At 67.8% G+C, this 26,806-nt stretch carries 24 protein-coding genes and 4 tRNA genes; 12 read left to right on the forward strand and 16 right to left on the reverse strand.

All coding sequences use genetic code 11. From position 1 onward, the window contains the following. Positions 1–32: 32 nt before the first annotated feature. The 3 genes from pdxY to U4Z64_RS26450 all read left to right on the forward strand — a co-directional run bounded on the left by pdxY (position 33) and on the right by U4Z64_RS26450 (position 4,970). Positions 33–893, forward strand: coding sequence for a pyridoxal kinase PdxY (gene pdxY, locus U4Z64_RS26440; protein WP_044849114.1), 861 nt, complete (start codon positions 33–35; stop codon positions 891–893). A gap of 426 nt (positions 894–1,319) precedes the next feature. Continuing rightward, positions 1,320–3,464 carry a phosphocholine-specific phospholipase C gene (locus U4Z64_RS26445; protein WP_321821512.1) on the forward strand — a complete coding sequence of 715 codons (2,145 nt, stop codon included), beginning with the start codon at positions 1,320–1,322 and terminating at the stop codon, positions 3,462–3,464. Positions 3,465–3,821: 357 nt separating this feature from the next. Further along, positions 3,822–4,970: a branched-chain amino acid ABC transporter substrate-binding protein gene (locus tag U4Z64_RS26450; RefSeq protein WP_321821513.1), complete on the forward strand. Its 1,149-nt coding sequence runs from the start codon at positions 3,822–3,824 to the stop codon at positions 4,968–4,970. A 220-nt stretch (positions 4,971–5,190) separates the two neighbouring features. Here the strand turns inward: U4Z64_RS26450 and U4Z64_RS26455 are convergent, their stop codons facing one another. Continuing rightward, positions 5,191–5,952 (reverse strand): FadR/GntR family transcriptional regulator, encoded by a 762-nt coding sequence (locus tag U4Z64_RS26455; protein WP_044844738.1) that lies wholly within the window; start codon positions 5,950–5,952, stop codon positions 5,191–5,193. Positions 5,953–6,378: 426 nt separating this feature from the next. On the opposite strand from U4Z64_RS26455, the gene gudD reads away from it, so the two are divergent. After that, positions 6,379–7,731, forward strand: coding sequence for a glucarate dehydratase (gene gudD / locus U4Z64_RS26460; protein ID WP_321821514.1), 1,353 nt, complete (start codon positions 6,379–6,381; stop codon positions 7,729–7,731). Positions 7,732–7,815: 84 nt separating this feature from the next. Here the strand turns inward: gudD and U4Z64_RS26465 are convergent, their stop codons facing one another. The 3 genes from U4Z64_RS26465 to U4Z64_RS26475 form a co-directional block, all read right to left on the reverse strand. Further along, the gene (locus tag U4Z64_RS26465; RefSeq protein ID WP_321821515.1) at positions 7,816–8,280 is read right to left on the reverse strand and encodes a DUF2214 family protein; all 465 of its coding nucleotides are present in this window, start codon (positions 8,278–8,280) and stop codon (positions 7,816–7,818) included. Between the two features lie 37 nt (positions 8,281–8,317). Further along, a complete protein-coding gene (locus U4Z64_RS26470) occupies positions 8,318–9,118 on the reverse strand; it encodes a hypothetical protein (RefSeq protein ID WP_124487414.1) in 801 nt (266 codons plus the stop codon). Between the two features lie 238 nt (positions 9,119–9,356). Then, the gene (locus U4Z64_RS26475; protein WP_044844742.1) at positions 9,357–10,421 is read right to left on the reverse strand and encodes a glycosyltransferase family 4 protein; all 1,065 of its coding nucleotides are present in this window, start codon (positions 10,419–10,421) and stop codon (positions 9,357–9,359) included. Between the two features lie 563 nt (positions 10,422–10,984). Between U4Z64_RS26475 and U4Z64_RS26480 the strand changes: the two genes are divergently transcribed. After that, on the forward strand, positions 10,985–12,814 hold the full coding sequence (locus U4Z64_RS26480) for an ABC transporter ATP-binding protein (RefSeq protein WP_044844743.1): 1,830 nt from the start codon (positions 10,985–10,987) through the stop codon (positions 12,812–12,814). A gap of 109 nt (positions 12,815–12,923) precedes the next feature. Here U4Z64_RS26480 and otsA read toward each other — a convergent pair whose 3' ends face one another. Further along, the gene (gene otsA, locus U4Z64_RS26485) at positions 12,924–14,300 is read right to left on the reverse strand and encodes an alpha,alpha-trehalose-phosphate synthase (UDP-forming) (protein WP_321798481.1); all 1,377 of its coding nucleotides are present in this window, start codon (positions 14,298–14,300) and stop codon (positions 12,924–12,926) included. Continuing rightward, entirely contained in the window at positions 14,297–15,049 is a 753-nt protein-coding gene (gene otsB / locus U4Z64_RS26490) for a trehalose-phosphatase (RefSeq protein WP_321821516.1), read from the reverse strand. The genes otsA and otsB overlap by 4 nt, the downstream gene beginning before the upstream one ends. Before the next feature lie 283 nt (positions 15,050–15,332). Here otsB and U4Z64_RS26495 point away from each other — a divergent pair, with 283 nt between their 5' ends. Genes U4Z64_RS26495 through U4Z64_RS26505 form a run of 3 tightly spaced genes read left to right on the forward strand, consistent with a single transcriptional unit; the run spans position 15,333 to position 17,319 of the window. Beyond that, positions 15,333–15,980: an SCO family protein gene (locus U4Z64_RS26495; RefSeq protein WP_321821517.1), complete on the forward strand. Its 648-nt coding sequence runs from the start codon at positions 15,333–15,335 to the stop codon at positions 15,978–15,980. 15 nt (positions 15,981–15,995) lie between these two features. Further along, complete coding sequence (locus U4Z64_RS26500) at positions 15,996–16,436, forward strand: copper chaperone PCu(A)C (protein WP_321821518.1); 441 nt, start codon at positions 15,996–15,998, stop codon at positions 16,434–16,436. Positions 16,437–16,446: 10 nt separating this feature from the next. Further along, a complete protein-coding gene (locus tag U4Z64_RS26505; RefSeq protein WP_321821519.1) occupies positions 16,447–17,319 on the forward strand; it encodes a cytochrome c oxidase assembly protein in 873 nt (290 codons plus the stop codon). A gap of 14 nt (positions 17,320–17,333) precedes the next feature. Here U4Z64_RS26505 and U4Z64_RS26510 read toward each other — a convergent pair whose 3' ends face one another. Together U4Z64_RS26510 and U4Z64_RS26515 are read right to left on the reverse strand one after the other, a co-directional pair. After that, on the reverse strand, positions 17,334–17,825 hold the full coding sequence (locus U4Z64_RS26510; protein WP_321821520.1) for a GNAT family N-acetyltransferase: 492 nt from the start codon (positions 17,823–17,825) through the stop codon (positions 17,334–17,336). Positions 17,826–17,953: 128 nt separating this feature from the next. Beyond that, positions 17,954–18,820 (reverse strand): pirin family protein, encoded by an 867-nt coding sequence (locus tag U4Z64_RS26515; protein ID WP_321821521.1) that lies wholly within the window; start codon positions 18,818–18,820, stop codon positions 17,954–17,956. 110 nt (positions 18,821–18,930) lie between these two features. Here U4Z64_RS26515 and U4Z64_RS26520 point away from each other — a divergent pair, with 110 nt between their 5' ends. Further along, a complete protein-coding gene (locus tag U4Z64_RS26520; RefSeq protein WP_321798471.1) occupies positions 18,931–19,848 on the forward strand; it encodes a LysR family transcriptional regulator in 918 nt (305 codons plus the stop codon). A 165-nt stretch (positions 19,849–20,013) separates the two neighbouring features. Further along, on the forward strand, positions 20,014–20,526 hold the full coding sequence (locus tag U4Z64_RS26525; protein ID WP_124487423.1) for a GAF domain-containing protein: 513 nt from the start codon (positions 20,014–20,016) through the stop codon (positions 20,524–20,526). Between the two features lie 120 nt (positions 20,527–20,646). Here the strand turns inward: U4Z64_RS26525 and map are convergent, their stop codons facing one another. Continuing rightward, positions 20,647–21,453 (reverse strand): type I methionyl aminopeptidase, encoded by an 807-nt coding sequence (map, locus tag U4Z64_RS26530; RefSeq protein ID WP_321821522.1) that lies wholly within the window; start codon positions 21,451–21,453, stop codon positions 20,647–20,649. After that, entirely contained in the window at positions 21,453–21,692 is a 240-nt protein-coding gene (locus U4Z64_RS26535; protein WP_044844754.1) for a ParD-like family protein, read from the reverse strand. The genes map and U4Z64_RS26535 overlap by 1 nt, the downstream gene beginning before the upstream one ends. A 140-nt stretch (positions 21,693–21,832) precedes the next feature. Between U4Z64_RS26535 and U4Z64_RS26540 the strand changes: the two genes are divergently transcribed. Then, positions 21,833–22,492, forward strand: coding sequence for a helix-turn-helix domain-containing protein (locus U4Z64_RS26540; RefSeq protein WP_321821523.1), 660 nt, complete (start codon positions 21,833–21,835; stop codon positions 22,490–22,492). Beyond that, positions 22,489–23,037 (forward strand): GNAT family N-acetyltransferase, encoded by a 549-nt coding sequence (locus U4Z64_RS26545; protein WP_044844756.1) that lies wholly within the window; start codon positions 22,489–22,491, stop codon positions 23,035–23,037. Before U4Z64_RS26540 ends, U4Z64_RS26545 begins: the two co-directional genes overlap by 4 nt. Positions 23,038–23,369: 332 nt before the next feature. Here U4Z64_RS26545 and U4Z64_RS26550 read toward each other — a convergent pair. The 6 genes from U4Z64_RS26550 to uvrC all read right to left on the reverse strand — a co-directional run bounded on the left by U4Z64_RS26550 (position 23,370) and on the right by uvrC (position 26,755). Next, positions 23,370–23,443: transfer RNA gene (locus tag U4Z64_RS26550), tRNA-Cys, on the reverse strand. Positions 23,444–23,544: 101 nt separating this feature from the next. Further along, positions 23,545–23,620: transfer RNA gene (locus tag U4Z64_RS26555), tRNA-Gly, on the reverse strand. 51 nt (positions 23,621–23,671) lie between these two features. After that, positions 23,672–23,747: transfer RNA gene (locus tag U4Z64_RS26560), tRNA-Gly, on the reverse strand. A 53-nt stretch (positions 23,748–23,800) separates the two neighbouring features. Next, positions 23,801–23,876: transfer RNA gene (locus U4Z64_RS26565), tRNA-Gly, on the reverse strand. A gap of 149 nt (positions 23,877–24,025) precedes the next feature. After that, positions 24,026–24,613 (reverse strand): CDP-diacylglycerol--glycerol-3-phosphate 3-phosphatidyltransferase, encoded by a 588-nt coding sequence (pgsA, locus tag U4Z64_RS26570; protein ID WP_006757520.1) that lies wholly within the window; start codon positions 24,611–24,613, stop codon positions 24,026–24,028. Between the two features lie 99 nt (positions 24,614–24,712). Continuing rightward, positions 24,713–26,755, reverse strand: a complete 2,043-nt coding sequence (uvrC, locus tag U4Z64_RS26575; protein ID WP_321821524.1) for an excinuclease ABC subunit UvrC — start codon at positions 26,753–26,755, stop codon at positions 24,713–24,715. Positions 26,756–26,806: the final 51 nt, after the last annotated feature.

Consider the following 26,806-nt stretch of genomic DNA (forward strand, 5'->3'; position numbering starts at 1 on the left):
CGAGACCCTGAAACGCCTGCAGGCGAACGCTCATGAAAAACGTCCTCAGCATTCAGTCGCACGTCATCTACGGACACGCCGGCAACAGCGCGGCCGTGTTCCCGATGCAGCGCCTCGGCGTCAACGTCTGGCCGCTCAACACCGTCCAGCTGTCGAATCACATGCAGTACGGCCACTGGGCCGGCAGCGCGATCGACGCCGCGAAGATGGAGCAGCTGGTCGACGGCGTCGCCGCGATCGGCGCGCTCAAGCGCTGCGACGCGGTACTGTCCGGCTTCGTCGGCTCGCCGGCGCAGGCGCGCGCGACGGTCGAGATCGTGCGCTCGGTGAAGGCGATGAACCCGAACGCGTGGTACTTCTGCGATCCGGCGATGGGCCAGACGGGCGGCATCCGCCCCGAACCCGGCGTCGAGGAATTCATCGTCGCGGAGATGCCGGCGCTCGCGGACGGCATGTCGCCGAACCACACCGAGCTGCAGAAGCTCGCCGGGCGGCGCATCGAGACCGTCGCCGAAGCCGTCGACGCGTGCCGCGCGCTGATCCGCCGCGGCCCGAAAATCATCCTCGTCAAGCACCTGCACGACCGCAGCAGCCCGGCCGACCGCTTCAACATGCTCGCCGTCACCGAGACCGAAGCGTGGATCGGCCAGCGCCCGCTGTATGCGTTTCCGCGCCATCCGGTCGGCGTCGGCGACCTCACCAGCGCCATTTTCGTCGCGCGCCGGTTGCGCGGCGACTCGGTGCGCGCCGCGTTCGAGCACACGCTCGCGGCGGTGCACGCGGTCGTGAAGGCAACCTACGACGCACGCCGCTACGAGCTCGAACTCGTCGCCGCGCAGGACGAAATCGCGCGCCCGAGCGAATGGTTCGGCGCGTGGGTGACGGACGCCTGACGCCGCTGCATCCGCATCGCAGGCGCGCGTCAAGCGCCATTTGCTGTCCTGCTGTCCTGCTGTCCTGCTTTCCTGCTTTCCTGCTTTCCTGCTTTCCTGCTTTCCTGCTTTCCTGCTTTCCCGCTTTCCCGCTTTCCCGCTTTCCCGCTTTCCCGCTTTCCCGCTTTCCCGCTTTCCCGCTGTCCGCTGTCCCGCTGTCCGCTTTCCCGCTATCCGCGTCCCCGCTGCCCGTTGCACCGCGACCGTCGGCCGTTGTCCGTTCAACGCCGCGCCTGCAAACGTTTCCGGACTTCACATGAATGACACCGATTTCTCGCTATGCTCGCGGCGGCACGACCCGGCGCAGCCGCATCCTGCGCCACGGGGCGCGTCCATTTTCCGCATGTCCCGCCAACCGGCTCCCCCCTTTAACGCACGATAACGACCATGACCCGATCGAACCGTCGTGACTTCCTGCGCGTCGCCGCCGGCACCGCCGGCGCAGCCGCGCTGAACCTGTTCCCGCCCGTGATCCGCGATGCGCTCGCCATCCCCGCGAACCGCCGTACCGGCACGATCCGCGATATCGAACACATCGTGATCCTGATGCAGGAGAACCGTTCGTTCGACCATTACTTCGGCACGATGCGTGGTGTCCGCGGATTCGGCGACCCGCGCCCGCTGCGCCTCGCGAACGGCAAGTCGGTGTTCCATCAGCCGGTCGGCCCGGCCGAGCTGCTGCCGTTCCACCCGGGCGCCGACAAGCTCGGCCTGCAGTTCCTGCAGGACCTGCCGCACGGCTGGCAGGACATGCACGCCGCATGGAACAAGGGCCGCTACGACCAGTGGGTGCCGAACAAGGGCACCACGACGATGGCGTACCTGAAGCGCGACGACATCCCGTTCCACTACCAGCTCGCCGACGCATTCACGATCTGCGACGCGTACCACTGCGCGATCCCGAGCTCGACCGACCCGAACCGCTACTACATGTGGACCGGCTACGTCGGCAATGACGGCACGGGCGGCGGCCCGGTGCTCGGCAACGAGGAAAAGGGCTACGGCTGGACGACCTATCCGGAAGTGCTCGAGCAGGCCGGCGTGTCATGGAAGATCTACCAGGACGTCGGCACGGGGCTCGACGCGAACGGCTCGTGGGGCTGGACGCAGAACCCGTACATCGGCAACTACGGCGACAACGCGCTGCTCTACTTCAACCAGTACCGCAGTGCGCTGCCCGGCACGCCGCTGTACGACAAGGCGCGCACCGGCACCAACATCAGCGCCGGCGGCACGCTGTTCGACGTGCTGCAGCAGGACGTGAAGAACGGCACGCTGCCGCAGGTGTCGTGGATCTGCGCGCCGGAAGCGTACTCGGAGCACCCGAACTGGCCGGCGAACTACGGCGCGTGGTACATCGAGCAGGTGCTGAAGGTGCTCGTATCGAATCCGGACGTGTGGAGCAAGACCGCACTCTTCATCACCTACGACGAGAACGACGGCTTCTTCGACCACGTGCCGCCGCCGTTCGCACCGCAGTCGCGCGACAACGGGCTGTCGACGGTCGCGACGACCAACGAGGCATTCGCCGGCGACGCGTCGCACATGGCCGGCCCGTACGGGCTCGGGCCGCGCGTGCCGATGCTGGTGGTGTCGCCGTGGACCAAGGGCGGCTGGGTCTGCTCGCAGACCTTCGATCACACGTCGCTGCTGCAATTCATCGAAGCACGCTTCGGCGCGCAGTACGCGGTCACCGCGGCGAACGTGTCGCCGTGGCGCCGTACGGTGTGCGGCAACCTGACGTCCGCGTTCGACTTCGCGACGCCCGACGCAAGCTGGCCGCAGCTCCCGGACACGAGCGGCTACGCGCCGCCCGACCGCAACCGTCACCCCGACTACATCCCGGTGCCGCCGGTCGTCCAGCATCTGCCGAAGCAGGAGGCCGGCCTGCGTCCGGCGCGCGCGCTGCCGTACGAACTGTTCGTGCACGGCCGGATCGACAATGCGAGCGGCCAGTTCCGGCTGACCTTCGCGAACACCGGCACCGCGGGCGCGGCGTTCCAGGTCCAGGCGCGCAATCGTGTCGACGGCCCGTGGACCTACACGGTCGACGCCGGCAAGCGGGTTTCCGACCTGTGGAGCCCGGCGCCGTCGCTCGGCCTGTACGACCTCGACGTGTACGGCCCGAACGGCTTCTACTGCCACTTCCGCAGCCCCGCGGCAGCGGCGGTCGTCCCCGCGAGCGTCAATCCCGAGGTGATCTACGGCTACGACGTCGCGAACGGCAACATCACGCTGCGCCTGATGAACCGCGGCCACCAGGCCGTGCGGCTCAAGGTGACGAGCGCATACGGCCACGGCCATGCGCGCGAGTTCGACCTCAAGCCGGGTACGCACGTCGACGACTACTGGGATCTGCGCGGCAGCCACGGCTGGTACGACCTGACCGTCAGCGACGGCCGCCCGCTCGGTTTCCTGCGCCGTTTCGCGGGCCACGTGGAGACCGGCCGCCCGAGCACGAGCGACCCGGCGATCCGCACGAGCGCGTCGCATGACGACGCCGAAGCCGCGTCGGACGCCCTGTCCGACTGACGACGGCGAACGCGGCGCGGCCCCGCCGGGGGCTGCGCCGCGCGCCCGCACCCGCCTCCCGTCCGTTCGTGACGGGAAACTCCCGATACCGGCCGCCCGCGCTCGCGCGGAAGCTATGCGCAAATCCGCATCGAATGCGCGGCAAATTGCCAAGACCCGCGCATATCGGCGACCTATATATCGAGACGATCGGGGCTCCTCGCAGAGCCTGACGGGAGGTCCTTTCCGGGAAGCATCAGCAAGCCGACCTCCACGTCCGATTCCGAGAAGCGGTCGAACCGCCCGCCCGTCGCACGCGCCCGGCCCGCCGGCTGCGTGCGGTACCCACCCGCTGGTGTTAGAACAAGAGGAACGAACATGACATTCCGTCATTCCCTGTTGTCGGTATCGGTCGTATCCGCGGTAGCCCTTCTCTCGCAACACGCCGCCCAGGCCGCCGACGCGTCCGACGTGAAGGTCGGCTTTGCCGCGCCGCTCACCGGCGTGAACGCCGGCTACGGCAAGGATCTCCAGAACGGCGTGCAGCTCGCGCTCGACGACGCCGCCGCGCAGAAGGTGCAGATCGCCGGCAAGCCCGTGCATTTCGACCTGGTCGTGCAGGACGACCAGGCCGACCCGCGCATCGGCGTGCAGGCCGCGCAGGCGCTCGTCGACCAGAACGTGTCGGTGGTGGTCGGCCACTTCAACTCGGGCACGACGATTCCGGCGTCGGTGGTCTACGACAAGGCCGGCATTCCGGTGATCGACCCGGCCGCGACCAACCCGACGCTCACGTCGCGCGGGCTCGCGAACATGTTCATGGTGATCGCGACCGACGGCCAGAACGCCGGCAACGCGGGCAAGTACGCGGTCGACGTGACCAAGGCGAAGCGCATCGCGATCATCGACGACCGCACCGCGTTCGGCCAGGGTGAGGCGGACGAGTTCGAGAAGGCCGTGAAGGCGGCCGGCGGCAACATCATCGGCCGCGAGTTCACCAGCAACCAGGCGGTCGACTTCCGCGCGCAGATCACGAGCCTGAAGGGCAAGAACCCCGACCTGATCTTCTTCGGCGGTCTCGACTCGCTCGCCGCGAACTTCATCAAGCAGATGCGCCAGCTCGGGCTGAACGCGCAGTTCGTCGGCGGCGGCGGTGTGAAGGACAACGAGTTCATCAAGATCGCCGGCCCGGCCGCGGAAGGCGCGATGGCGTGGGAATACGGACGGCCGCTCGACGAGCTGCCGCAGGGCAAGGATTTCGAGCAGCGTTTCAAGAAGCGCTTCGGCGTCGACGTGCTGTCGTACGCGCAGTTCGGCTACGACGCGGCATGGGCGGCGATCAAGGCGATGCAGGCGGCCAACTCGACCGATCCAAAGGTCTATCGCCCGGCGCTGAAGAGGGTCGACTTCGAAGGCGTCACCGGCCGCATCTCGTTCGCGAACGACGGCTCGCTGAAGAGCGGGATGTCGACGCTGTACCAGGTGAAGAGCGGCGCGTGGAAGACCATCGTGACGAAGGGGGGCTGATCGGGCAGGATCGGCGGTCCGGATAGCCGGGCCGCGCCCGGGGCGCGGGCGACGGCGGGAACGCCGCCCCGGCGCCCCTCCCACGATGCAGGTGACCGGACGATCCGCAGCCGGCGCTAAAACGATCGGCGCAATCGCACCGATCTCATACGATGACTGATGTTGCGGGGATATTCGTCAAGGCCTGCGGCGCCGCGCAGACCATGTCAGCGGCCACGCGTCAGCTGGCCTGCGTGTCGCGTTCCGCCTCGGCCGCCTCGTGCGCACGGCGCAGCCGCTCGCGGCTGTTGGTCAGGTGCGTGCGCATCGCGGCGCGCGCGGCTTCCGGGTCGTGACGCGCGATCGCCTCGTAAATGTCTTCATGCTCGTGATTGAGCCGGGCGACATAGCGCTCGAGGTCGTCGCCGGCGAAGCGCGCCGAATTCACGCGCGTGCGCGGAATGATCGACGCGCCGAGCTGCGTCATGATGTCGACGAAATAGCGGTTGCCGGTGGACTGCGCGATCTGCAGGTGGAACTGGAAATCGAGTGGTGCCGTGTCGCGGCCGCCGCCCGCCCCCGACGCGATCGCGTCGAGCGCACGCCGCAACGCGGCGAGGTCGGTATCGTTCGCACGCTGCGCGGCGAGGCTCGCGCATTCGCTTTCGAGGCTGATGCGCAGCTCGAGCACCGCCAGCACGTCGCGCAGCGTCGTGATGGTCGCGGGATCGATACCGAGCGTCTGCCGGCGCGCCGGCTCGAGCACGAAGCTGCCGATGCCGTGGCGCGTCTCCACGAGGCCGCTCGCCTGCATCCGCGAGATCGCTTCGCGCACGACCGTACGGCTGACGCCCTGCGCCGCCATGACTTCGGTTTCGGTCGGCAGCTTGTCGCCGGGACGCAGCGTGCCGTTTTCGATCTGCGCGGTCAGCGCGTCGACGACATCTTGTGCGAGGCTGCGTGCGCGACGGCGCGGCGCTGCGGGAAGCGTGGGCACGGACATGAGGCCGGTTCCTTTTTGAATGATCGTAATGTGAGCCGAGGGTTTACGCGGGGTTTGAGCGAACGCCGATGATTCATTATACTGCGTCACAAGTCATCCGACGACTGATGATAGCGACACGGATCTCCTGTCGACCGAGGCTGGCGCTCCAGCGCTGCCCCCGGTCCCGTGGTTCGCGATCGGCCGGCATTCGCGCTTCTGCGCGGCTGCCGGCGCCCGGTTTCGCGACCGATCGAAGCGCGCTTGCGCGCGTGCTCCGGCCTGTCGCGACACCGGCATCGAGCGGGTCGCCCCCATCCTTTCGGGTTGCTGTCGACATGCGGGGCTTGCGCACCGCGCACGTCGGTTGTCGAATGATCGCACCTCCCGCCGCGCGCAGCAAAGATTTTGCCGCACGGCATTGCCCACTCTTTTGCCATCGCCGCCATGAACGCCGTCACTGCCTCGCCTTCCCACGACACGCCGCGCATCGTCGACCTGCAAGCCATTCCGGTCGCCGGCCACGACAGCATGCTGCTCAACCTGAGCGGTGCGCACGGCCCGTTCTTCACCCGCAACCTCGTGATCCTGAAGGACAGCGCGGGCCGGACCGGCGTCGGCGAGGTGCCGGGCGGCGAAAGCATCCGCCGCACGCTGGAGGACGCGCGCGCGCTCGTCGTCGGTCAGCCGGTCGGCAATTACCATGCGGTGCTCAACGACGTGCGGCGCACCTTCGCCGATCGCGACACGAGCGGCCGCGGCCTGCAGACCTTCGACCTGCGCACCACGATCCACGCGGTCACCGCGCTCGAAGCCGCGCTGCTCGACCTGCTCGGCCAGCATCTCGGCGTGCCCGTGGCGGCCCTCCTCGGCGAAGGGCAGCAGCGCGAGCGCGTCGAGATGCTCGGCTATCTGTTCTACATCGGCGATCGCACGCAAACTGCGCTGCCCTATCGCGACGGCCGCGGCGCGACCGACGACTGGACCCGCGTGCGCGACGAAGCCGCGCTGACGCCCGAGGCGGTCGTGCGCCTCGCCGAAGCCGCGCATGCGCGCTATGGGTTCAATGACTTCAAGCTGAAGGGCGGCGTGTTCGAAGGCGCGCGCGAGGTCGACGCCGTGACGGCGCTTGCCGAGCGCTTCCCCGAAGCGCGCGTGACGCTCGATCCGAACGGCGCGTGGTCGCTCGACGAGGCCGTGCGGCTGTGCCGCGACCTGCATCACGTGCTCGCGTATGCGGAAGATCCGTGCGGCGCGGAGAACGGTTATTCGGGCCGCGAGGTGATGGCCGAATTCCGCCGCTCGACCGGGCTGCCGACGGCCACCAACATGATCGCGACCGACTGGCGCCAGATGGGCCACGCGGTGCAGTTGCAGGCGGTCGACATCCCGCTCGCCGATCCGCACTTCTGGACGATGCAGGGCTCGGTGCGCGTCGCGCAGATGTGCCGCGACTGGGGCCTCACGTGGGGCTCGCATTCGAACAACCACTTCGACGTATCGCTCGCGATGTTCACGCACGTCGCGGCCGCCGCGCCCGGCCAGGTCACCGCGATCGACACGCACTGGATCTGGCAGGACGGCGAACGGCTGACGCGCGAGCCGCTGAAGATCGAGAACGGGCTCGTGGAAGTGCCGAAGCGTCCGGGCCTCGGCATCGACATCGACATGGAGGCGGTCGCGGTCGCGCACGAACTGTACAAGCAGCACGGGCTCGGCGCGCGCGACGACGCGGCCGCGATGCAGTATCTGATTCCGGGGTGGACGTTCAACAACAAGCGCCCCTGCCTCGTGCGCTGAGCGCGGGACGAAACGGGCGGCGGGTCCGCCCGGTCGACATGCGCGGCCGGCCGGGCCTAGCCGGCCGCACCTAGCCGGCCGCACCTACCCGGCCAGCCCAATCCCCCGCGCCATCCCCGACGCGGCGAGCACGAGCACCATCACGAGCACGGCCTGCCAGTGGCCGATCCGCACATAGGTCCGTGCGCGGCCCAGATCGGGCATCTGCTGCTGCCGCGCGGCGATGCGCCAGCGGATCAGCCCGAGCATCGGCACGATCTCGAGCAGCAGGATCAGCACGAGCGCGGTCATCTTGAGGTGAAAGAGCGGCTCATGAAGGTAGTACGCCGAGCCCTTCTCGAAGCCGCCGAATGCGCGCGTGAGCCCGGTCGCGATCAGTACCAGCGCGGACAATCCCCAGGCCGCGTCGGCCTTGAACACGCCGGGCAGGTCGGCGGCCTGCGCCGACGCGATGACCCGGCGCAGCGCACGGTTGCGGCCCGCGATCGCGGCAAACGCGACGCCGAATGCCATCAGGTGAACGGCTGCCAGCAACCAGCGGACGATCATTGCGCCTCCTTGTCGCCCGCGCGCCGCGCAGGCCTTGTCAGACGATCTGTTTGAGCGCCGCGTCGAGCGCGAGCACCGCGACGCGGTCGCCCTCGGTCGCGAGCGGCGCGCGCATCACGATCTGCCGGTTATGGCCGACGGCCGCCGGCGAATCCCACAGCAGCTCCACCTTCGGCCGCCGGAACAGGCTGCCGCGACGCGGCGGCACGGCGGCCGGCTGCGCACCCTGCTCGCCCGCGGCGGGCGCGACCCGGCCGGGCCAGCGCACCGACAGTTCGCGCGCGTCGTACTGACCGACCTTGCGGCTCTCCATCCAGACGATCGCGGTACGCGTGAGCGTGTCGAGCGAGATCGCGTAGCGGCCGACCGCGAAGCGGCGCGCGGCCACGTTGGTGCGCCACAGCGGCCGCGGGCGGCACATCCAGACGATCGCCGCATACAGCGCCGGCGCGGCGACGAGCCAGCCGTTGGTCGCCGTCACCGCGTGCAGCGCGCGGCGCCAGCCGGCCGCCCACGCGAACGCGCCGATCGACCACACGGCGAACAGGAAACCGATCAGCGCGAAGACCCGCAGCGCCTGGCGCAGCCACTGCGGCAGCGGATGGAACGGCCGCTCGGCGCGCGCGACGGCGCCCGGCAGCGCGAGCAGCAGGAAGATCAGGACGAGATAGACGAACGCCCAGGGCGACGACACCATCGCCGACAGCGACGCGCGATAGCCCATCTGGGACATCGAGAACAGCCAGCGCGCGAGCAGCACGAGACCGATCGCGCGCAACGCGAAGATCACGCCGGCGCCGGGGGCCGGTGCTGCGCGCGTGGTTTTCGTTCTCGCCAAGACTGCTCTCCTCTCGATGTTCGTGCGGGGCCGGATTTCACGGCACGGCCATTATAGGGACATTACCGTCTGGACAGACGGCCGGATGGCGTGCCGGACCGCTTCCGCGGCCGTTCGCGGCGCCGGGCGCGGCGAGAATACAACAGATCCGCGCCGCAGATGTGACAACGCCCCGCCGGAGACCCGGACGGGGCGTCGATGACTGGACCTCAGCCGCGGTGCGGCCGGCGGCCCGGCATCAGCCTGCGTTGACTTCGCGCAGCACCGTGCGGCGCTTCTGGCGCAGCAGCTCCTCGTAGCCCTTCACGTAGTTCTGCGCCATCACCTTCGACGAGAAACGGGCTTCGAACGCGGCGCGCACCTTCTCGCGCGGCAGCGTATCGAGGCGCTTGAGCGCCGCGACGGCCGACAGTTCGTCTTCGACGACGAAGCCCGACACGCCGTTCTCGATCACTTCCGGCACCGAGCCGCGCTTGAACGCGATCACCGGCGTGCCGCACGCCATCGCCTCGATCATCACCAGGCCGAAGGGCTCCGGCCAGTCGATCGGGAACAGCAGCGCGTGCGCGTTGCCCAGGAATTCGGTCTTTTCCGACTCGCTGATTTCGCCGATGTACTCGACGTGCGGCAGCGCGAACAGCGGCTTGATCTTCTCTTCGTAGTAAGCGCGGTCAGCCTTGTCGAGCTTCGCGGCGATCTTGATCGGCAGGCCGGCCTGCTCGGCGATGCGGATCGCGGTGTCGACGCGCTTCTCCGGCGAGATGCGGCCGAGGAACGCGAGGTAGCTCGGCTTCACGTTCGGGATCGGCGTCAGCAGGTTTTCCGGCAGGCCGTGGTACACGGTCGACAACCAGTTCGCCTGCGGCAGCGGGATGCGCTGGTTGTCGGAGATCGACACGACCGGCACGTCGCTGAACGCATTGAAGATCGGCTGCAGTTCCGGCAGGTCGAGACGGCCGTGCATCGTCGTCAGATGCGGGACCGGCTGGCGCGAGAACAGCGAGAACGGGTAGTAGTCGATGTGGCAGTGCAGCACGTCGAACTCTTCCGCGCGGCGGCGCACCTGCTCGAGGAGCAGCATGTGCGGAGCCATCACGTCGCGGATCGTCGGGTCGAGGCGCAGTGCCTGCGGCCAGCACGCTTCGAGCTTCGCCGACGTTTGCGAATCGCCGCTCGCGAAGAGCGTGACGTCATGCCCCATCTCGACAAGTGCTTCGGTGAGGTAGGACACCACTCGCTCGGTACCACCGTACAGTTTCGGGGGCACCGCTTCGTGCAACGGAGCGATTTGGGCGATTCGCATGCGTAACTCCTAAAAAATCGGCTAAAAACCAGGTATGGGTCGGCAACCTGCCGGCGGTCCGGGCTGGATGCATTTCATCCGAAAAATCGGACGAATCAGCCTGCCGGGGGCGTCGAACCCGCGCTGCTCAAGGAGCGTCGGCGACGCGACAGGCATAGAACGTTTGAAACGAAGACCCGTTGACAGGGGTTCGTAAAAACCTGGAATCGAACCCGGAGCCGATTATCTAGGGTTAATCCCGATACGGCGCACAACATTTCAAACTCTTTGCTTTGTTACAAAGGCGCAACACTTTGCAACCCGCGGACTTGGGTGTCCGTTCTAGAGTGGAAGGCTCTTTTTGGCGTTCCGAGTCATCCGCCACGGCCGGCATCGTGATTCCGGTGCACGCGGCAGGACGGATGCCGGATTTTATCTCAAAATTGATCGCGCGCCCCTGACCAAGGCAAGATTCGCGCTGCGCAATGCACGGCCTTGTTTACAATGCCGGATTATTCAGTCCGGGCGGCCGTGGGCTGCGATCCTGACGATCCGCTCAACCACCGAATCACCGCACGCATATTTTGGAATCTCTCACCCCTGCCCAGCGCAACGCCCACAACGCGAAGCTGTCGAGCTACGCGCATCGGCCGATCGCGTTCCTGTTCCGCTACATCCGCCTGCATCCGGTCGCGCACCTGGTCGTGCTCTGCAGCGTGCTGGCCGCCGTCGGCTGCGCGCTCGGCTCGCAATACGCGATCAAGCACCTGATCGACGTGCTCGCGACCGGGCGCCATCATCCGGGCCCGCTGTGGAGCGCGTTCGCGCTGCTCGTCGGCCTGATCGCGGCCGACAACCTGCTGTGGCGCGTCGGCGGCTGGGCCGCCGCGCACACGTTCGTCGCGGTCACCGGCGACCTGCGGCGCGACCTGTTCCAGTACCTGATCGGCCATTCGCCGACCTACTACTCGGAAAAGCAGCCGGGCACGCTCGCGAGCCGCATCACCGCCACGTCGAACGCCGTCTATACGTCGGAGAACACGATGGCGTGGAACGTGCTGCCGCCGTGCATCGCGGTGATGGGCGCGATCCTGATGATCATCGTCGTGAACCCGCTGATGGCCGCCGGCCTGCTCGGCTGTTCGGCCGTGCTCTCCGTCGTGCTGTTCAAGCTCGCCGGGCGCGGCTCCGCGCGCCATCACGCGTTCGCGTCGAAGGCCGCCGCGGTCGACGGCGAGCTCGTCGACGTGATCGGCAACATGGGCCTCGTGCGCGCATTCGGGATGACGCTGCGCGAACAGAAGCGCTTCGGCGCGACGGTGAAGGCCGAGATGGACGCGCGCCAGCAAAGCCTGTTCTACCTCGAGAAGCTGCGCCTGCTGCACGCGGTGATCACCGCGATGCTGTCCGCCGGCCTGCTCGGCTGGGCGTTGTGGCTGTGGGACCAGGGCCGCGCGACCTCCGGCGACATCGTGCTCGTCAGCTCGCTCGGCTTCACGATCCTGCACGGCACCCGCGACCTCGCCGTCGCGCTCGTCGACGTCACGCAGCACGTGGCACGCCTGTCCGAAGCCGTGAAGACGCTGCTCGAGCCGCACGGGATGCCGGACCGCTCCGACGCGCAGCCGCTGTCGGCCAAGGGCGGCCGCGTCGATTTCGAACGCGTGACGTTCGCGTATCCGCATCGCCGCGCGATCCTCGATCACTTCGATCTCCATATCGAACCGGGCCAGCGCGTCGGCCTGATCGGCAAGTCGGGCGCCGGCAAGTCGACCGTGCTCGCGCTGCTGCAGCGCTTCTACGACACGCAGGACGGCGCCGTGATGGTCGACGGCCAGGACGTGAAGGCGATCACGCAGGACAGCCTGCGCCATGCGATCGCGCTCGTGCCGCAGGACATCTCGCTGCTGCACCGGACCATCTACGACAACATCGCGTACGGCCGCCCCGAGGCGACCCGCGAGGAAGTGCTCGCCGCCGCGCGCGACGCCCGCTGCTCGGAGTTCATCGAGGCGATGCCGGAAGGCTATGACACGATCGTCGGCGACCGCGGCGTGAAACTGTCGGGCGGCCAGCGCCAGCGCATCGCGATCGCGCGCGCGATCCTGAAGGACGCGCCGATCCTGCTGCTCGACGAAGCGACGTCCGCACTCGACAGCGCATCCGAGGAAGCGATCCAGAGCGCGCTCGACCGCCTGATGGTCGGCCGCACGGTGATCGCGATCGCGCACCGGCTGTCGACGCTGCGCAACTTCGACCGGATCATCGTGATGAGCAACGGCAAGGTGATCGACGACGGCAGCCCCGACGTGCTGCGCAACCGTCCGGGCCTGTACCGCGACCTGCTCGCGAAGCAGCACGGCCGCCATCACGCCCCCGACGGCACCGCGCCGACCGGCGAACGCGTGGCCTGACGCCGCCCAGGCAGCATCCCGTCCTGGCAGCCGATAAAAAAACCGCCGTGCGCGAAGCACGGCGGTTTTTTTCATGGCGCCGCGCGACCGTCGCCGCGCGGCACGCGGATCACACGCGCTGCAGGTCGCGCAGGAAGTTGTCGCGCCACACCGACACGTTGTTCTCGCGCAGCTGCGCGATCATGTCCGCATAACGCGCGCGCCGCTCCGCGAGCGGCATCGTCAGCGCCTGCGACAGCGCATCTGCCATCCCGTCGATGTCGATCGGATTGACGATCAACGCGCCCGTCAGCTCGCGCGCGGCGCCCGCGAAGCGCGACAACACCAGCACGCCCGGATCGTCCGGATTCTGCGCGGACACGTACTCCTTCGCGACCAGGTTCATCCCGTCGCGCAGCGGCGTCACGAAGCCCACGCGTGCGAGGCGATACAGTGCGGCCAGCACCTGCCGATCGTACTGGCGATGAATGTAGAGGATCGGCGCCCAGTCGAGCTCCGCATAGCGGCCGTTGATGCGCCCCGACTCCGCTTCGAGCTGCAGGCGGATGTCCTGGTACGCGCGCAGGTCGGCGCGCGTCGACGGCGCGATCTGCAGGAACGACACGCGGTTGCGGATCGAGGTCTGGTGCTCCAGCAACTTCTCGAACGCGCGGAACCGCTCGACGAGCCCCTTCGAATAATCGAGCCGGTCGACGCTCATGATCAGTTGGCGCCCGCGCAGCGACGTGGCCATGCGCGCGGCCTTGCCGTGCTCGCCCGCCTGCGCGAGCGACGCGATCTCGTCCGGATACACGCCGATCGGATAGGCGGCCGCACGCAGCGTGTTGCCGAACGCGCTCACGCGCACCGTGTGCCCTTCGCGCGCCACTTCGCCGCCGGCCTCGAACTCGATGTAGTCGCAGAACGCGCGCAGGTCCGGCTCGGTCTGGAAGCCGAGCAGATCGAACGCGCACAGCGACTCGACGAGCTCGCGATGCGGCGGCACGTTGACGAGCACCTGCGCGGCCGGAAACGGAATGTGCAGGAAAAAGCCGATGCGGTTCTTCACGCCGGCCGCACGCAGCGCACGCGCGAACGGGATCAGGTGATAGTCGTGCACCCAGATCACGTCGTCGTCCTGCAGCAGCGGCACGAGCTGCTGCGCGAGCCAGACGTTCACGCGGCCGTAGCCGTCGAACTCGTGGCGGTCGTACTGGATCAGGTCCGCGCGGTAATGGAACGCGGGCCACAGCGTCGCGTTCGAGAAACCGCGGTAGTACTGGTCGTAATCGCGGCGCGACAGCCCGACGGTCGCGAACGTCACGGGGCCGCGCTCCTCGATGCGGATCTGCGGCGCACCGGACGCGACCACCTCGCCGCTCCAGCCGAACCACATGCCGCCCGTCTCCTTCAGCGCATCGTAGACGCCGATCGCGAGACCGCCCGCCGCCGGCTCGCCTTCCGAAATCGGGGCGACGCGGTTCGAAACGATGATGAGTCGACTCATGCGCCCTGCAGCTCCGCGCCAAGCCAGCGGGCGATCTGCACGTGCAGCGCGTCGACCGAGTCGAGCCGCGTGCGGGCCGACGTCTCGCCCGCGCCGACCTTGATCGACAGGCCGCCGCGCGCGTTGACCACCGCGAAGCCCTTCTCGTCGGTCAGGTCGTCGCCCGCGAACAGCGGCACGCGGCCCGCGAACGGCGGCTCGTCGAGGAACGCGGCCAGCGCGCGCCCCTTGTCGACGCCCTTCGGCTTGATCTCGAACACCATCTTGCCGGGCTGCAGCACGTACGCATCCGCGTATTCGGCGACGAGGCGCTCGGCCGCTGCGCGCGCAACCGGCTCACGCTCGGGCGCGTTGCGGTAGTGCAGCGCGACGGCCGCGCCCTTGATTTCGAGCAGCATGCCCGGATGACGGTCGACGACGGCCGCGAGTTCGCGCTCGATGCGCAGCAGCCGTTCGTCGTTGAAGCCGATGCGCTGCGTGTCGCCGTTCGCGTCGCGCCGCTCGGCGCCGTGCAGGCCGGCGATCGGCAGGTCCGGCATGTTCAGGAACGTGTCGAGGTTGTCGATGCCGCGCCCCGACACGATGGCGACTGCACCGTGCGAACGGCGCCGCAGCTCATCGAGCAGCGTCAGCAGCGACGGCGGCACGTGAATGCTGTCGGGCGTCGGCGCCAGCTCGACGAGCGTGCCGTCGAAGTCGAAAAAGAACGCGGTATCGGTCAGGGACAGGGAAGCCGGAACGGATTGCATCGATTCGATGGTCTGAGAGCGGCCTGCCAACGCGGGGGCCGCCGCTGCGAGAATGGAATTGTGCGCATCTTACCGCGCCTGCGTACCGAGATGGGCGAAACCGGTGCGGGGCTTGCCTCGCGCCGCCGCCCGCGTCAACTGCGACATATTGCCCCGCTCGCCCGTGCCGTACGGGTTTCGAAAGGACGCGGGCGCGGGAATTGCGCTACAGTCGGCAACCGCCGGCCGCGCGACGCATGGCGCCGCGCCGGCCGACGACCGTTCCGTCCGATCGAGCCCCAGGATGTCGTCTGCCCGTCCCGCGCCGCACTGGCGCTTCCTCAGCCTGACCCGCCTCGTCCGCACGGCCGCGGCGCTGACCGCCGCCGTCGCGCTCGCGGCCTGCACGCACGACGAGCCGAGCTGGCGCCTGACCAACGTCACGGGCCACCTGCCCGACCTGTCGTTCACGCTCACCGGCGGCGACGGCCGCACGGTCGACGCGAACGCGTTTCGCGGCCACATCGCGCTCGTCTACTTCGGCTACACGCACTGTCCCGACGTCTGCCCCGAAACGATGGCGCGGCTGATGGAAGTGCTCGCGAAGCTCGGCCCGCAGGCGAACGGCGTGCGCATCCTGTTCGTCTCGGTCGATCCCGCGCGCGACACGCCGCAGGCGATGCAGTCGTACGTCGCCGCGTTCGATGCCGCACACGCGCGCGGCCTGACCGGCACCGACGGCCAGATCGAATCGCTCGCGAAACGCTATCGGGTCGCGTACCAGATGGAAAAACGCGACCCGTCCGGCGGCTACGAAGTCACGCACAGCTCGGCCGTGTACATCTTCGACGCGACCGGCCGCGCGCGCCTGCTCGCGACCGACCGCGATTCGCCCGACGCGATCGCCGCCGATGTCCGCCGGATCATCGACACTGCCTCCACCTCCTCCTGAATTCCGAACTCCGACATGAAGACGACTCTCAAGACGTTCGCCCTCCTTGCCGCGCTGTGCACCGCTGCGCAAGCCTGTGCCGCGGGCGCGATCACCGCGCAGAATGCATGGGTGCGCTGGCTGCCGAACCGGCTGCCCGCGGGCGGCTACGTGACGCTCGTCAACACGGGCGACAAGCCGGTCGATCTCGTCGACGTCGACAGCCCCGACTACGGGATGGCGATGCTGCACCAGACCGTGTCGAACGGCTCGACGCAGAAGATGGAAATGGTCGACAAGCTGACGATCCCCGCGCGCGGCAAGGTCGACATCGCACCGGGCGGCTATCACTTCATGCTCGAGGAACCGAAGCACGCGATCAAGCCCGGCGACACCGTGCGCCTGCGCCTGAAGTTCTCCGACGGCGAAACGGTCGACACGCCGTTCGCCGTGAAATCGCCGGCCAAGGCGAAGTGATGCGCGCGCGATGAACGTCCTGTACTGGCTCGATCCGTGGGAACCGTCGCCGACCGTGGTCATCGCGGTGCTGGCGGCCGCCGTGCTGTTCGCGCGCGGCGTGAAGAAGGCGAAGGTGTCGCCGCTGCGGCAGTTCTCGTTCTGGCTCGGGCTGACGGCACTCTATATCGCACTGCATACGCGGCTCGACTACTTCTTCGAGCACGAATTCTTCCTGCACCGCGCGCAGCACCTGGTGCTGCATCACCTCGGGCCGTTCTTCATCGCACTGGCCTACCCGGGCGCCGCGATCCGCGCGGGTATCCCGTTTCGCTGGCGGCAGCGCTTCGTGCGCCCCGCGCTCGCGTGGGCACCCGTGCGCGCGACGCTCGACGTGGTGTTCCATCCGGTCGTCGCGGTCGTGCTGTTCGTCGGGCTGATCTATTTCTGGCTGCTGTCGCCGATCCATTTCGTCGCGATGCTGGACTGGCGCCTGTATCGCGTGATGAACTGGAGCATGGTGATCGACGGGCTGCTGTTCTGGTGGCTCGTCGTCGATCCGCGTCCCGCGCCGCCCGCGCGGCTGTCGCCGGGCCGCCGGATCCTGATCGTCGTCGCGGCGATTCCGCCGCAGATCGCGCTCGGCGCGCTGATCTTCTTCACGCCGCACGAGCTGTATCCGATCTACTCGATCTGCGGACGCGCGTTCACGTGGCTCAGCCCGCTGCGCGACCAGCAGATCGGCGGCCTGCTGCTGTGGATTCCGGGTTCGATGATGAGCGTGATCGGCGCGCTGATCGCGCTGCGGCACTGGTTGCGGTTGTCCGCGCGCGGCCGCTTGATCGAAGAGCGGGCTGCAGCCTTGCACGCGGCACGCCCGCCGGTGACGCGCGCCGCCCACTGACGGCGCGCCGCGCGTCAGCCGCGCGCGCTGGTCATCCACACGTGCGGGATGCCGTCCTCGTCGTGCACGTCCGAACTCGGCGTGAAGCCGAATGCCCCATAGAAGCGCTGCAGGTGCGCCTGCGCATGCAGGCTCACCTGCGCATCCGGCCACTGCGCGCGGATGTGCCCGAGCGCGCGCGAGAGCAGCGCGTTACCGAGGCCCGCACCGCGAAACGCGGCGGTCGTCAGCACGCGGCCGATGCGCACGTCGGTGTGCTGCGCATCCGGCAGCAGCACGCGCAGGTAACCGGCGAGGCGGCCCGCGGGATCGTATGCGGCCAGGTGCCACGCAGCCTCGTCCGCACCGTCGATGTCGCGATAGACGCAGTTCTGCTCGACGACGAACACGGCGCTGCGCGCGTCGAGGATCGAATAGACTTCGCGCGCCGTCAGCGCGTCGAAGAATTTCCAGTGCCAGTCGAGATCGTCGGCATGCAGAGATGCGGCGGGTGCGGAAGCATTCATGGTCGGTCCTGATTCGGGCGCGCCGGCCGGCGCGCGGCAACCGTCGATTATGCCTCGAAGCGCACCCGGCACGCGTGCCGCCCTTCCGCGCGTGAAAAAAAGGCCCCGCATCGCGCGGGGCCTGTCCGTCATGCCGGCATCTGGCCGAAGCGGCCGTTGTTGAAATCGTCGATCGCGGTCCGGATTTCCTCTTGCGAGTTCATCACGAACGGCCCGTAACCGACGACCGGCTCATCGATCGGCTCGCCGCTCAGGATCAGCAGCTTGGCGTCGCCGTTCGCTTCGATCTCGACGTCGCGGCCGTCGCGGCTCAACTGCACGAACTGCGCTTCGCGGGCGACCGTCTCGCCGTTCACCAGCAGCGTACCGCTCAGCACAACCACCGCGAGTGTGCGCCCTTCGGCGATCGGGAACCGCGCACGGCCGCCGGCTGCGAGCCGCACGTCCCACACGTCGATCGGCGTGTGCGTGCGGGCCGGGCCGCGCCGGCCGTCGAATTCGCCCGCGATGATCCGCGCGCGACCTGCGCCGTCCGGCAGTTCGACCACCGGGATGTCCGCGTCCAGAATCGTCTGATAGCCGGGCGCACCCATCTTGTCGGCGGCGGGCAGGTTCACCCACAGCTGCACCATCTCGAGCGGACCGCCCCGCTTCGTGAACGCTTCCGAGTGGAATTCCTCGTGCAGGATCCCGCTTGCGGCCGTCATCCACTGCACGTCGCCCGGGCCGATCACGCCGCCCGCACCGGTCGAGTCGCGGTGCGCGACTTCGCCGTCATAGACGATCGTCACCGTTTCGAACCCGCGGTGCGGGTGCTGGCCCACCCCGCGCGGTGCCGAAGCCGGCTCGAAGTTCGCGGGACCCGCGTAGTCGAGCAGCAGGAACGGGCTCAGGTGCGTCCCGTGAGACTGGTAGCTGAACATCGAACGCACCGGGAAACCGTCGCCGACCCAATGACCGCGCGGCGCACTGTACACACCCTGGATCTTCTTCATTTGCCTTCTCCGAATTGCGGCGAAACACGTGTTTCGCAACCTGAGTAGGAATATAGAGGTGGAACGATCGATCCGGTAGACTGCCAAAATCGCACTCAGCGTTCTATTTCATGAACGATAACGAACGGGATCTGAACGATCTCTATTACTTCGTGCAGGTGGTCGAGCACGGCGGCTTCGCGCCGGCCGGGCGCGCGCTGAACATGCCGAAGTCGAAGCTGAGCCGCCGCATCGCGCTGCTCGAGGCGCGGCTCGGGATGCGGCTGATCCAGCGTTCGACGCGCCGTTTCACCGTCACCGACGTCGGCCAGACCTACTACGCGCATTGTCGCGCGATGCTCGTCGAGGCGGACGCCGCCGACGAGGCGATCGCGCTGCTGCACGAGGAGCCGCGCGGGATCGTGCGGGTCAGCTGCCCGGTCGTGCTGCTCGATTCGCTGGTCGGCACGATGATCGCCGCGTTCATGGTCGCATGCCCGCGCGTCGAGATTCACCTGGAAGCGACCAACCGGCGCGTCGACGTGGTCGGCGAAGGGATCGACGTCGCGATCCGCGTGCGCCCGCCGCCGCTCGAGGACAGCGATCTCGCGCTGCGCGTGCTGGCCGAGCGCGGCCAGTGCCTCGTCGCGAGCCCCGCGTTGCTGCGCGAGCGCGGCGTGCCGGCCGTCCCCGCCGACCTGACCCGCCTGCCGAGCCTCGATCACGGCGTGCCGCAGGCCACGCACGTGTGGCGGCTACGCGGCCCCGACGGCGCGCAGGCGGAAATCCACCATCAGCCGCGGCTCGTCACGGGCGGCATGCTCGCGCTGCGCGCGGCCGCCGTCGCGGGGGTCGGCGTCGTGCAATTGCCGACGATGATGGTGCGCGACGAAGTCGCGCGCGGCGAACTGGCGACCGTGCTGCCGGACTGGGCGCCGCGCCGCGAGATCGTGCATGCGGTGTTCGCGTCGCGGCGCGGGCTGCTGCCCGCGGTGCGCGCGCTGCTCGATTTCCTGGCCGAGCGGTTCGCCGAACTCGAGCCCGATTGAGCGGCATCGCCACGGCGGTCACCCCGCGTTCGGCGTTTCGGCGTGTGCGTCGCGAACCGGACGCTGCAGACCGGCCGCGCGTGCCGTAGACTGCGGGACGCGCATCGCGCTTTTCACGCCGTTTTCACAACCCCGCTGTTCACAACCTCTTTTCGCCTTTCAGCCATGTTCACGCTGTCCACCGACCCTCACGCCTCCAAGGCCGAACTCTATGCGACGCTCGTCGAGCAGGCACGCGCGCTCGTCGAATCGGAACGCGACCTGACCGCGAACGCCGCGAACTTCTCCGCGCTCGTCTATCACTCGCTCGACCGCCTGAACTGGGCCGGCTTCTACTTCTTCGACGGTTCGGAACTCGTGGTCGGGCCGTTCCAGGGCAAGCCCGCGTGCGTGCGGATCGCGCTCGGCAAGGGCGTGTGCGGCACGGCTGCGCAGACCCGCGAGACGCAGGTCGTGCGCGACGTGCATGCATTCCCCGGCCATATCGCCTGCGATGCCGCGTCGGAATCGGAAATCGTCGTGCCGCTGGTCGCTGCCGACGGCACGCTGATCGGTGTGTGGGACGTCGACAGCCCCGTCGCCGCGCGTTTCGACGACGAGGACCGCAACGGAATGGAAGCGCTGTGCCGCGTGTTCGTCGAACACGCGTGGCAGAAGGCGCGCGGTCGAGCCGCGTGACGCTGCCGGCGGCGGCTGCGGAGGCCGCAGCCTGCTGATCGCGCCGCTTGGCCGCCAACGAAAACGGGCCCCGCTCATTCACGCGGGGCCCGTTTTCGTTGCGTCGCTGCGCGCCGCGCGTCAGGCCGCGTGCGTGCCGGAAAGCGCCGCGAACGCCGGCGGCCTCACGTCGTCCGACAGGATCTCGAAGCCCTGCTCCGTCACGACGACCATGTGCTCCCACTGCGCGGACAGCGAATGATCCTTCGTGACGACCGTCCAGCCGTCCGCCAGCACGCGCGTATCGCGCTTGCCCGCATTCAGCATCGGCTCGATCGTGAAGATCATCCCCGGCCGCAGCGGCACGCCGGTGCCCGGGCGGCCATAATGCAACACCTGCGGCTCGTCGTGGTACACGTCGCCGATCCCGTGTCCGCAGTACTCGCGGACCACGCTGAATCCCTCACGATGCGCGACCTGCTGGATCGCATAGCCGACGTCGCCGAGCGTCGCGCCGGGACGAACCGCGCGGATGCCCGCATGCATCGCCTCATAGGTCGTCGCGACGAGGCGCCGCGCGAGTTCGCCCGGCTCGCCGACGAAGTACATGCGGCTCGTGTCGCCGAACCAGCCGTCCTTGATCACCGCGATGTCGAGATTCACGATGTCGCCGTCGCGCATCGGCCGCGACGACGGAATGCCGTGACAGACCACGTGATTGACCGACGTGCACAGGGTTTTCGGATAGCCGTGATAGCCGATGTTCGCCGGGATCGCGCCGAGCACGTCGACGATATATTCGCGGCAGCGCACGTCGAGCTCGTCGGTGGTGACGCCCGGTTTCACGTGTTCGGTGATCATCGTCAGCACCTGGGACGCGAGCTTCGCGGCCTCGCGCGACTTGGCGATTTCCGCGGCACCGCGGATCGGGATTTCGCGCCTCGCCATTACGCCACCTGCTCGATGCCGTGGGCGACGACCGATTCCGTGCCGCCGGCATCGCCGCCGCGCGCTTCGGTCTCGATCAGCAGCCGGCAGATATCGCCGTAGGACAGCGACGGATTGAGTTCCGCCAGCATCCCGACGCGCAGCCAGTGCTCCGCCTGCGCATTGATCGAACGGCTCAGCGCGGTACTGGTCGAGCGCAGCCGTTCGTGCATGTGCTCGGATATCTTGATGATTCCCATATGTCTCTAATTAAACGAAATATAGTCGTTTCGTATATTACGCTCACTCCGGTCGCCGGGCAAGCGCCGGGCTGCCTGCGAATCGCCGATCCGGGGTCCCGTTGACATCGAATTCCAACTTGCTGGAAAATAAATCCATCATGAAAGAACCAGTCAACGCCCCTGCCGACGACACCGGCATCAACGAACGCATCGCCCGGCGCGTGCGCGAGCTGCGCACGCTACGAGGCTACACGCTCGATGCGCTCGCCGCGCGTTCCGGCGTCAGCCGCTCGATGATCTCGCTCATCGAGCGCGCGTCGGCGAGCCCGACGGCCGTCGTGCTCGACAAGCTCGCGGCCGGTCTCGGCGTGTCGCTGGCCGGGCTGTTCGGCGGCGATCGCGACGACGCGCCCGCGCAACCGCTCGTGCGGCGCGCGCAGCAGGCGGAATGGCGCGATCCGGCGTCCGGTTACGTGCGGCGCAATCTGTCGCCCCCCGGCTGGCCGTCGCCGATCCAGCTCGTCGAGGTCGATTTCCCGCCCGGCGCGCACGTCGCGTACGACTCCGGCGGGCGCGAAAGCGCGCTGCATCAACAAATATGGGTCATCCACGGGCGCGTCGACGTCACGTGCGGCGACCTGCTTCACGAACTTCACGAAGGCGACTGTCTGGCCATGCGCGTCGATCAGCCGCTGATTTTCAGCAATCCGTCGTCGCACGTCGCGCGCTATGTCGTCGCGATCTGCGATGTCCCCGCCGCCGCCGGCGCGCGGAGTGTTTCATCCGTTCAAGGCCGACAGGCGCAGGAGCCCGCATGAATTCCCCGAAACCGCGCGAAGACGTGCGCCTGATCGATTGCAGCGAGGCCGAGCATGCCGCGGCCATCCTCGACATCCTGAACGACGCGATCGTGAATTCGACCGCGCTGTACGACTACCGGCCGCGCCCGCCGGAAGCGATGGTCACGTGGTTCGCGACGAAGCGCGCCGGCGGTTTTCCGGTCGTCGGCGCGGTGGATGAATCGGGCACGCTGGTCGGCTTCGCGAGCTGGGGCACGTTCCGCGCGTTCCCCGCGTTCAAGTACACGGTCGAACACAGCGTGTACGTCCACCGCGACCATCGCGGCCGCGGGCTCGGCGAACTGCTGCTGCGCGAGTTGATCCGGCGTGCGCGTGAAGCCGAAGTGCATGTGCTGGTCGGCTGCATCGATGCGACCAACGGCGGCAGCGTCGCGCTGCACACGCGCCTCGGCTTCGTGCACTCCGGCACGATCACCGAAGCGGGCTTCAAGTTCGGCCGCTGGCTCGATGCGGCGTTCTATCAGCTGAGGCTCGACACGCCGGCTCGGCCGGTCGATGGCTGATCGGCATCGCCGAATGTTTGGCACGCGCATGATGACGCGGGCGGCCGCAGCCGCGGTCCGGAAAACGGCATCGACACCCCGTCGGATCTCGAATCGGAAATTCGCAAACAGGTTTTAGACGAACCGGCCGACGGCAACAATCCGAATCGCAGGACGATCACGCTGCCGATCCTGAACAGCAAGGGCCGGCATCTGCTCGCGATTTACGACTACGACGGCAAGAGCACGTCGAAGTGCGAGCGGGTGACGCTGACGTATCCGGCGGAGTAGCCGCGCGGATCGAGCGCTGAAAAAAGAAAAGCCCCGCCGAAGCGGGGCTTTTCTTTTCTTGCTGGAGGCGCGAGCCGGAGTCGAACCGGCCTAAACGGCTTTGCAGGCCGCTGCATAACCGCTTTGCTATCGCGCCAAAAGCGGACTGTCCGGATGCCGTTGAGGCAAGCGACAGATTTCTTATTCGAGGACCATCAGTCCATCAAATAAAAAGGGAAGCGTGGCTTCCCCATGACTTGGAGCGGGAGACGAGTCTCGAACTCGCGACCTCAACCTTGGCAAGGTTGCGCTCTACCAACTGAGCTACTCCCGCATTGTCCTGCACCTGCAGCGCTTTGCCTTACAACACGCTGCCAGAAAAATCTGGAGCGGGAGACGAGTCTCGAACTCGCGACCTCAACCTTGGCAAGGTTGCGCTCTACCAACTGAGCTACTCCCGCATGTGTCCTGCATCTGCAGCGCTTTGCCGTACAACACGCTGCCAGAAAAAATCTGGAGCGGGAGACGAGTCTCGAACTCGCGACCTCAACCTTGGCAAGGTTGCGCTCTACCAACTGAGCTACTCCCGCGTATTGCTGCGCTACTTCTACTGCTTCCCCGTCACACACTTACTTCGTCGTGCAGCGGAGAAGCGAGATTATGTCGAAGGCACATTCGTGTGTCAAGGGCTTTTCCAGCCCTTTTTCCAAAAAACTGCAAACCGACCGTGCGGGGCCGATCACGCGCCGCCGCGCTCGCGAATCTGCGGCCATGCGAGCTTCATGTAGTACAGCATCGACCAGATCGTCAGCACCGCGGCGAGGTACATGAGCCACTCGCCCCACACGCGCGTGTCGATCGTCGCGATGCCGAGCGGCAGCGGGCCGTAGTACAGCAGCATCGGAATCGCGACCATCTGGCACGCGGTCTTGAACTTGCCGAGCTGGTTCACCGCGACGCTCTTCGACGCACCGATCTGTGCCATCCATTCGCGCAGCGCCGAAATCGCGATCTCGCGGCCGACGATCACGAGCGCGATCGCCGCATCGACCCGCGAAATCTGCACGAGGATCAGCAGCGCGGCCGTCACCATCAGCTTGTCCGCGACCGGATCGAGGAACGCGCCGAACGACGACGTCTGGTTCCACTTGCGGGCGAGAAACCCGTCGAACCAGTCGGTCAGCGCGGCGAGGATGAAGATCGCCGCCGCCGCGAGGTTGCGGTGCGCGCCGCCCATCACCGTGTCCGGCAGATAGAACACGCCGACGACGAGCGGGATCAGCACGATCCGTACCCACGTCAGGAAAATCGGGAAATTGAACGGCATGGCATGCGGGTCAGTAAAGGATTCGCAATTGTGCCGTGTCGACCGGCCTGCCACAAGAACGCGAGATCGCGCTCGGGCGTGGCCGGTCGCACGGCCGGATCAGTGAAGCTGCTTGTAGATCTGCTCGGCGAGCGCGTGCGAGATGCCGTCGACGCTCGCCAGCTCCTCGACGCTCGCCGCGACGACACCGCGCAGCCCGCCGAACCGCGCAAGCAGCCGCTGCCGGCGTTTCGCACCGACCCCTTCGAGCTCCTCGAGCCGCGAGGTCTGGCGCGCCTTCGCCCGTTTCGCGCGCATCCCGGTGATCGCGAAGCGGTGCGCCTCGTCGCGGATCTGCGCGACGAGCATCAGCGCGGCGCTCTCCTTGCCGAGTTCGAGCGGCGTGCGGCCGTCCGCGAACACGAGCGTCTCGAGACCGACCTTGCGCCCCTCGCCCTTCGCGACGCCGACCAGCATCGACGTATCGAGCCCGAGCTCGGTGAACACCTGGCGCGCGATCTCGACCTGCCCCTTGCCGCCGTCGATCAGCACGATGTTCGGCAGCAGGCTCGATGCCTCGGCCTGGCGCGTCGATTCGCCGTCGATGCCGGCCGCATCGTCGGCGGCCGCCGCCTGCGCGGCCTGCTCGACCATCTTCTCGTAGCGGCGCGTCAGCACCTGCCGCATGGCCGCGTAATCGTCGCCCGGCGTGATGCCGGTGATGTTGTAGCGACGGTACTCGCCCGACTGCATCTTGTGATGGTGATAGACGACGCACGACGCCTGCGTCGCCTCGCCCATCGTATGGCTGATGTCGAAACATTCGATCCGCAGCGTCGCGAGATCGTCGCTTTCGAAGCCGAGCGTTTCCGCGAGCGCGCGCGTGCGCGCCTGCTGCGAACCCTGCTCGGACAGCAGCCGCGCGAGCGCGATCTGCGCGTTCTGCTCGGCCATCGACAGCCACGCGCGCCGCTGCCCCTGCGGCTGCCGCACCAGCGAGACCTTGTGACCGGCCTGCTCGGACAGCAGCTCGAGCAGGTCGCGGCTCGCGGGCGCGTGGCTCACGACCAGCACGGGCGGCACGCGATTGCCGAGATAGTGCTGCGCGATGAACGCATCGAGCACCTCGGACTCCACCGACGCGCCCGCGTCACGCGCGGCGGCAGCGTCTTCCGCGGGCCGCTCGGGCAACGCCGCAGCGGTGTCGTCGGCAGCCTCCGCTGCGTCGGCCTCGCCCTCGGCCTCGTCGCCGAGCCCGCCTTCGGCCAGCGTCAGCGCACTTTCGACGTGCGCCGGGAAATAGGCCTTGTCGCCGAGATGCCGGCCGCCGCGCACCATCGCCAGGTTCACGCACACGCGTCCGCCCTGCGCGACCACCGCGAGGATGTCGACGTCGCTGTCGCTGCCGACCTCGATCGCCTGCTGGTGCAGCACCGTCGCGAGCGAGCTCATCTGGTTGCGCACGGCGGCCGCCTGCTCGAACTTCAGCTCGGCCGCGAACGCGTGCATCTTCTGCTCGAGTTCCTTCATCACTTCCGATTGCCGGCCGAGCAGGAAGCGCGCGGCGTTCGACACGTCGATCGCGTAGTCGTCCTCGGAAATCGCGCCGACGCACGGCGCCGTGCAGCGCCCGATCTGATGCAGCAGGCACGGCCGCGTACGATTGTTGAAGACCGAATCCTCGCAGGTGCGCAGCTGGAACACGCGCTGCAGGATCTGGATGCTCTCGCGCACGGCCCACGCGCTCGGGAACGGCCCGAAATACTGGTTCTGCTTGTCGACCGAGCCGCGGTAGTACGCCATGCGCGGAAAGCGGTGCGCGGTGAGCTTCAGGTACGGATACGACTTGTCGTCGCGAAACAGGATGTTGTAGCGCGGCGCGAGCGCCTTGATCAGGTTGTTCTCGAGCAGCAGCGCCTCCGCCTCCGAGCGCGTGACGGTCGTCTCGATGCGCGCGATGCGCGTGACCATCATCGCGATGCGCGGCGACAGCTGCGTCTTCGTGAAATAGCTCGAGACGCGCTTCTTCAGGTCGCGCGCCTTGCCGACGTAAAGCACGGCGCCCGCCGCATCGTAGTAGCGGTAGACGCCCGGCATGTGCGGCAGTTGCACGAGGATCTTCTTCGGTTCGAACGGGGTGTCGGCGGCTTCTGGGGATGTCATGCGCGATTCGGGTGCCTTGTGGCGCGGAACGGGTCCATTAGAATCGCCAGT

The organism is Burkholderia sp. BCC1996 (genome assembly GCF_905339955.1).
Taxonomy (GTDB): Bacteria; Pseudomonadota; Gammaproteobacteria; order Burkholderiales; family Burkholderiaceae; genus Burkholderia.

Bases quoted from the DNA above. Each gene is read 5' to 3' on its own strand.
- pdxY (WP_044849114.1), top strand. From the start codon at position 33: ATGAAAAACGTCCTCAGCATTCAGTCGCACGTCATCTACGGACACGCC.
- U4Z64_RS26445 (WP_321821512.1), top strand. From the start codon at position 1,320: ATGACCCGATCGAACCGTCGTGACTTCCTGCGCGTCGCCGCCGGCACC.
- U4Z64_RS26450 (WP_321821513.1), top strand. From the start codon at position 3,822: ATGACATTCCGTCATTCCCTGTTGTCGGTATCGGTCGTATCCGCGGTA.
- U4Z64_RS26455 (WP_044844738.1), bottom strand. From the start codon at position 5,952: ATGTCCGTGCCCACGCTTCCCGCAGCGCCGCGCCGTCGCGCACGCAGC.
- gudD (WP_321821514.1), top strand. From the start codon at position 6,379: ATGAACGCCGTCACTGCCTCGCCTTCCCACGACACGCCGCGCATCGTC.
- U4Z64_RS26465 (WP_321821515.1), bottom strand. From the start codon at position 8,280: ATGATCGTCCGCTGGTTGCTGGCAGCCGTTCACCTGATGGCATTCGGC.
- U4Z64_RS26475 (WP_044844742.1), bottom strand. From the start codon at position 10,421: ATGCGAATCGCCCAAATCGCTCCGTTGCACGAAGCGGTGCCCCCGAAA.
- otsA (WP_321798481.1), bottom strand. From the start codon at position 14,300: ATGAGTCGACTCATCATCGTTTCGAACCGCGTCGCCCCGATTTCGGAA.
- otsB (WP_321821516.1), bottom strand. From the start codon at position 15,049: ATGCAATCCGTTCCGGCTTCCCTGTCCCTGACCGATACCGCGTTCTTT.
- U4Z64_RS26495 (WP_321821517.1), top strand. From the start codon at position 15,333: ATGTCGTCTGCCCGTCCCGCGCCGCACTGGCGCTTCCTCAGCCTGACC.
- U4Z64_RS26500 (WP_321821518.1), top strand. From the start codon at position 15,996: ATGAAGACGACTCTCAAGACGTTCGCCCTCCTTGCCGCGCTGTGCACC.
- U4Z64_RS26505 (WP_321821519.1), top strand. From the start codon at position 16,447: ATGAACGTCCTGTACTGGCTCGATCCGTGGGAACCGTCGCCGACCGTG.
- U4Z64_RS26510 (WP_321821520.1), bottom strand. From the start codon at position 17,825: ATGAATGCTTCCGCACCCGCCGCATCTCTGCATGCCGACGATCTCGAC.
- U4Z64_RS26515 (WP_321821521.1), bottom strand. From the start codon at position 18,820: ATGAAGAAGATCCAGGGTGTGTACAGTGCGCCGCGCGGTCATTGGGTC.
- U4Z64_RS26520 (WP_321798471.1), top strand. From the start codon at position 18,931: ATGAACGATAACGAACGGGATCTGAACGATCTCTATTACTTCGTGCAG.
- U4Z64_RS26525 (WP_124487423.1), top strand. From the start codon at position 20,014: ATGTTCACGCTGTCCACCGACCCTCACGCCTCCAAGGCCGAACTCTAT.
- map (WP_321821522.1), bottom strand. From the start codon at position 21,453: ATGGCGAGGCGCGAAATCCCGATCCGCGGTGCCGCGGAAATCGCCAAG.
- U4Z64_RS26535 (WP_044844754.1), bottom strand. From the start codon at position 21,692: ATGGGAATCATCAAGATATCCGAGCACATGCACGAACGGCTGCGCTCG.
- U4Z64_RS26540 (WP_321821523.1), top strand. From the start codon at position 21,833: ATGAAAGAACCAGTCAACGCCCCTGCCGACGACACCGGCATCAACGAA.
- U4Z64_RS26545 (WP_044844756.1), top strand. From the start codon at position 22,489: ATGAATTCCCCGAAACCGCGCGAAGACGTGCGCCTGATCGATTGCAGC.
- pgsA (WP_006757520.1), bottom strand. From the start codon at position 24,613: ATGCCGTTCAATTTCCCGATTTTCCTGACGTGGGTACGGATCGTGCTG.
- uvrC (WP_321821524.1), bottom strand. From the start codon at position 26,755: ATGACATCCCCAGAAGCCGCCGACACCCCGTTCGAACCGAAGAAGATC.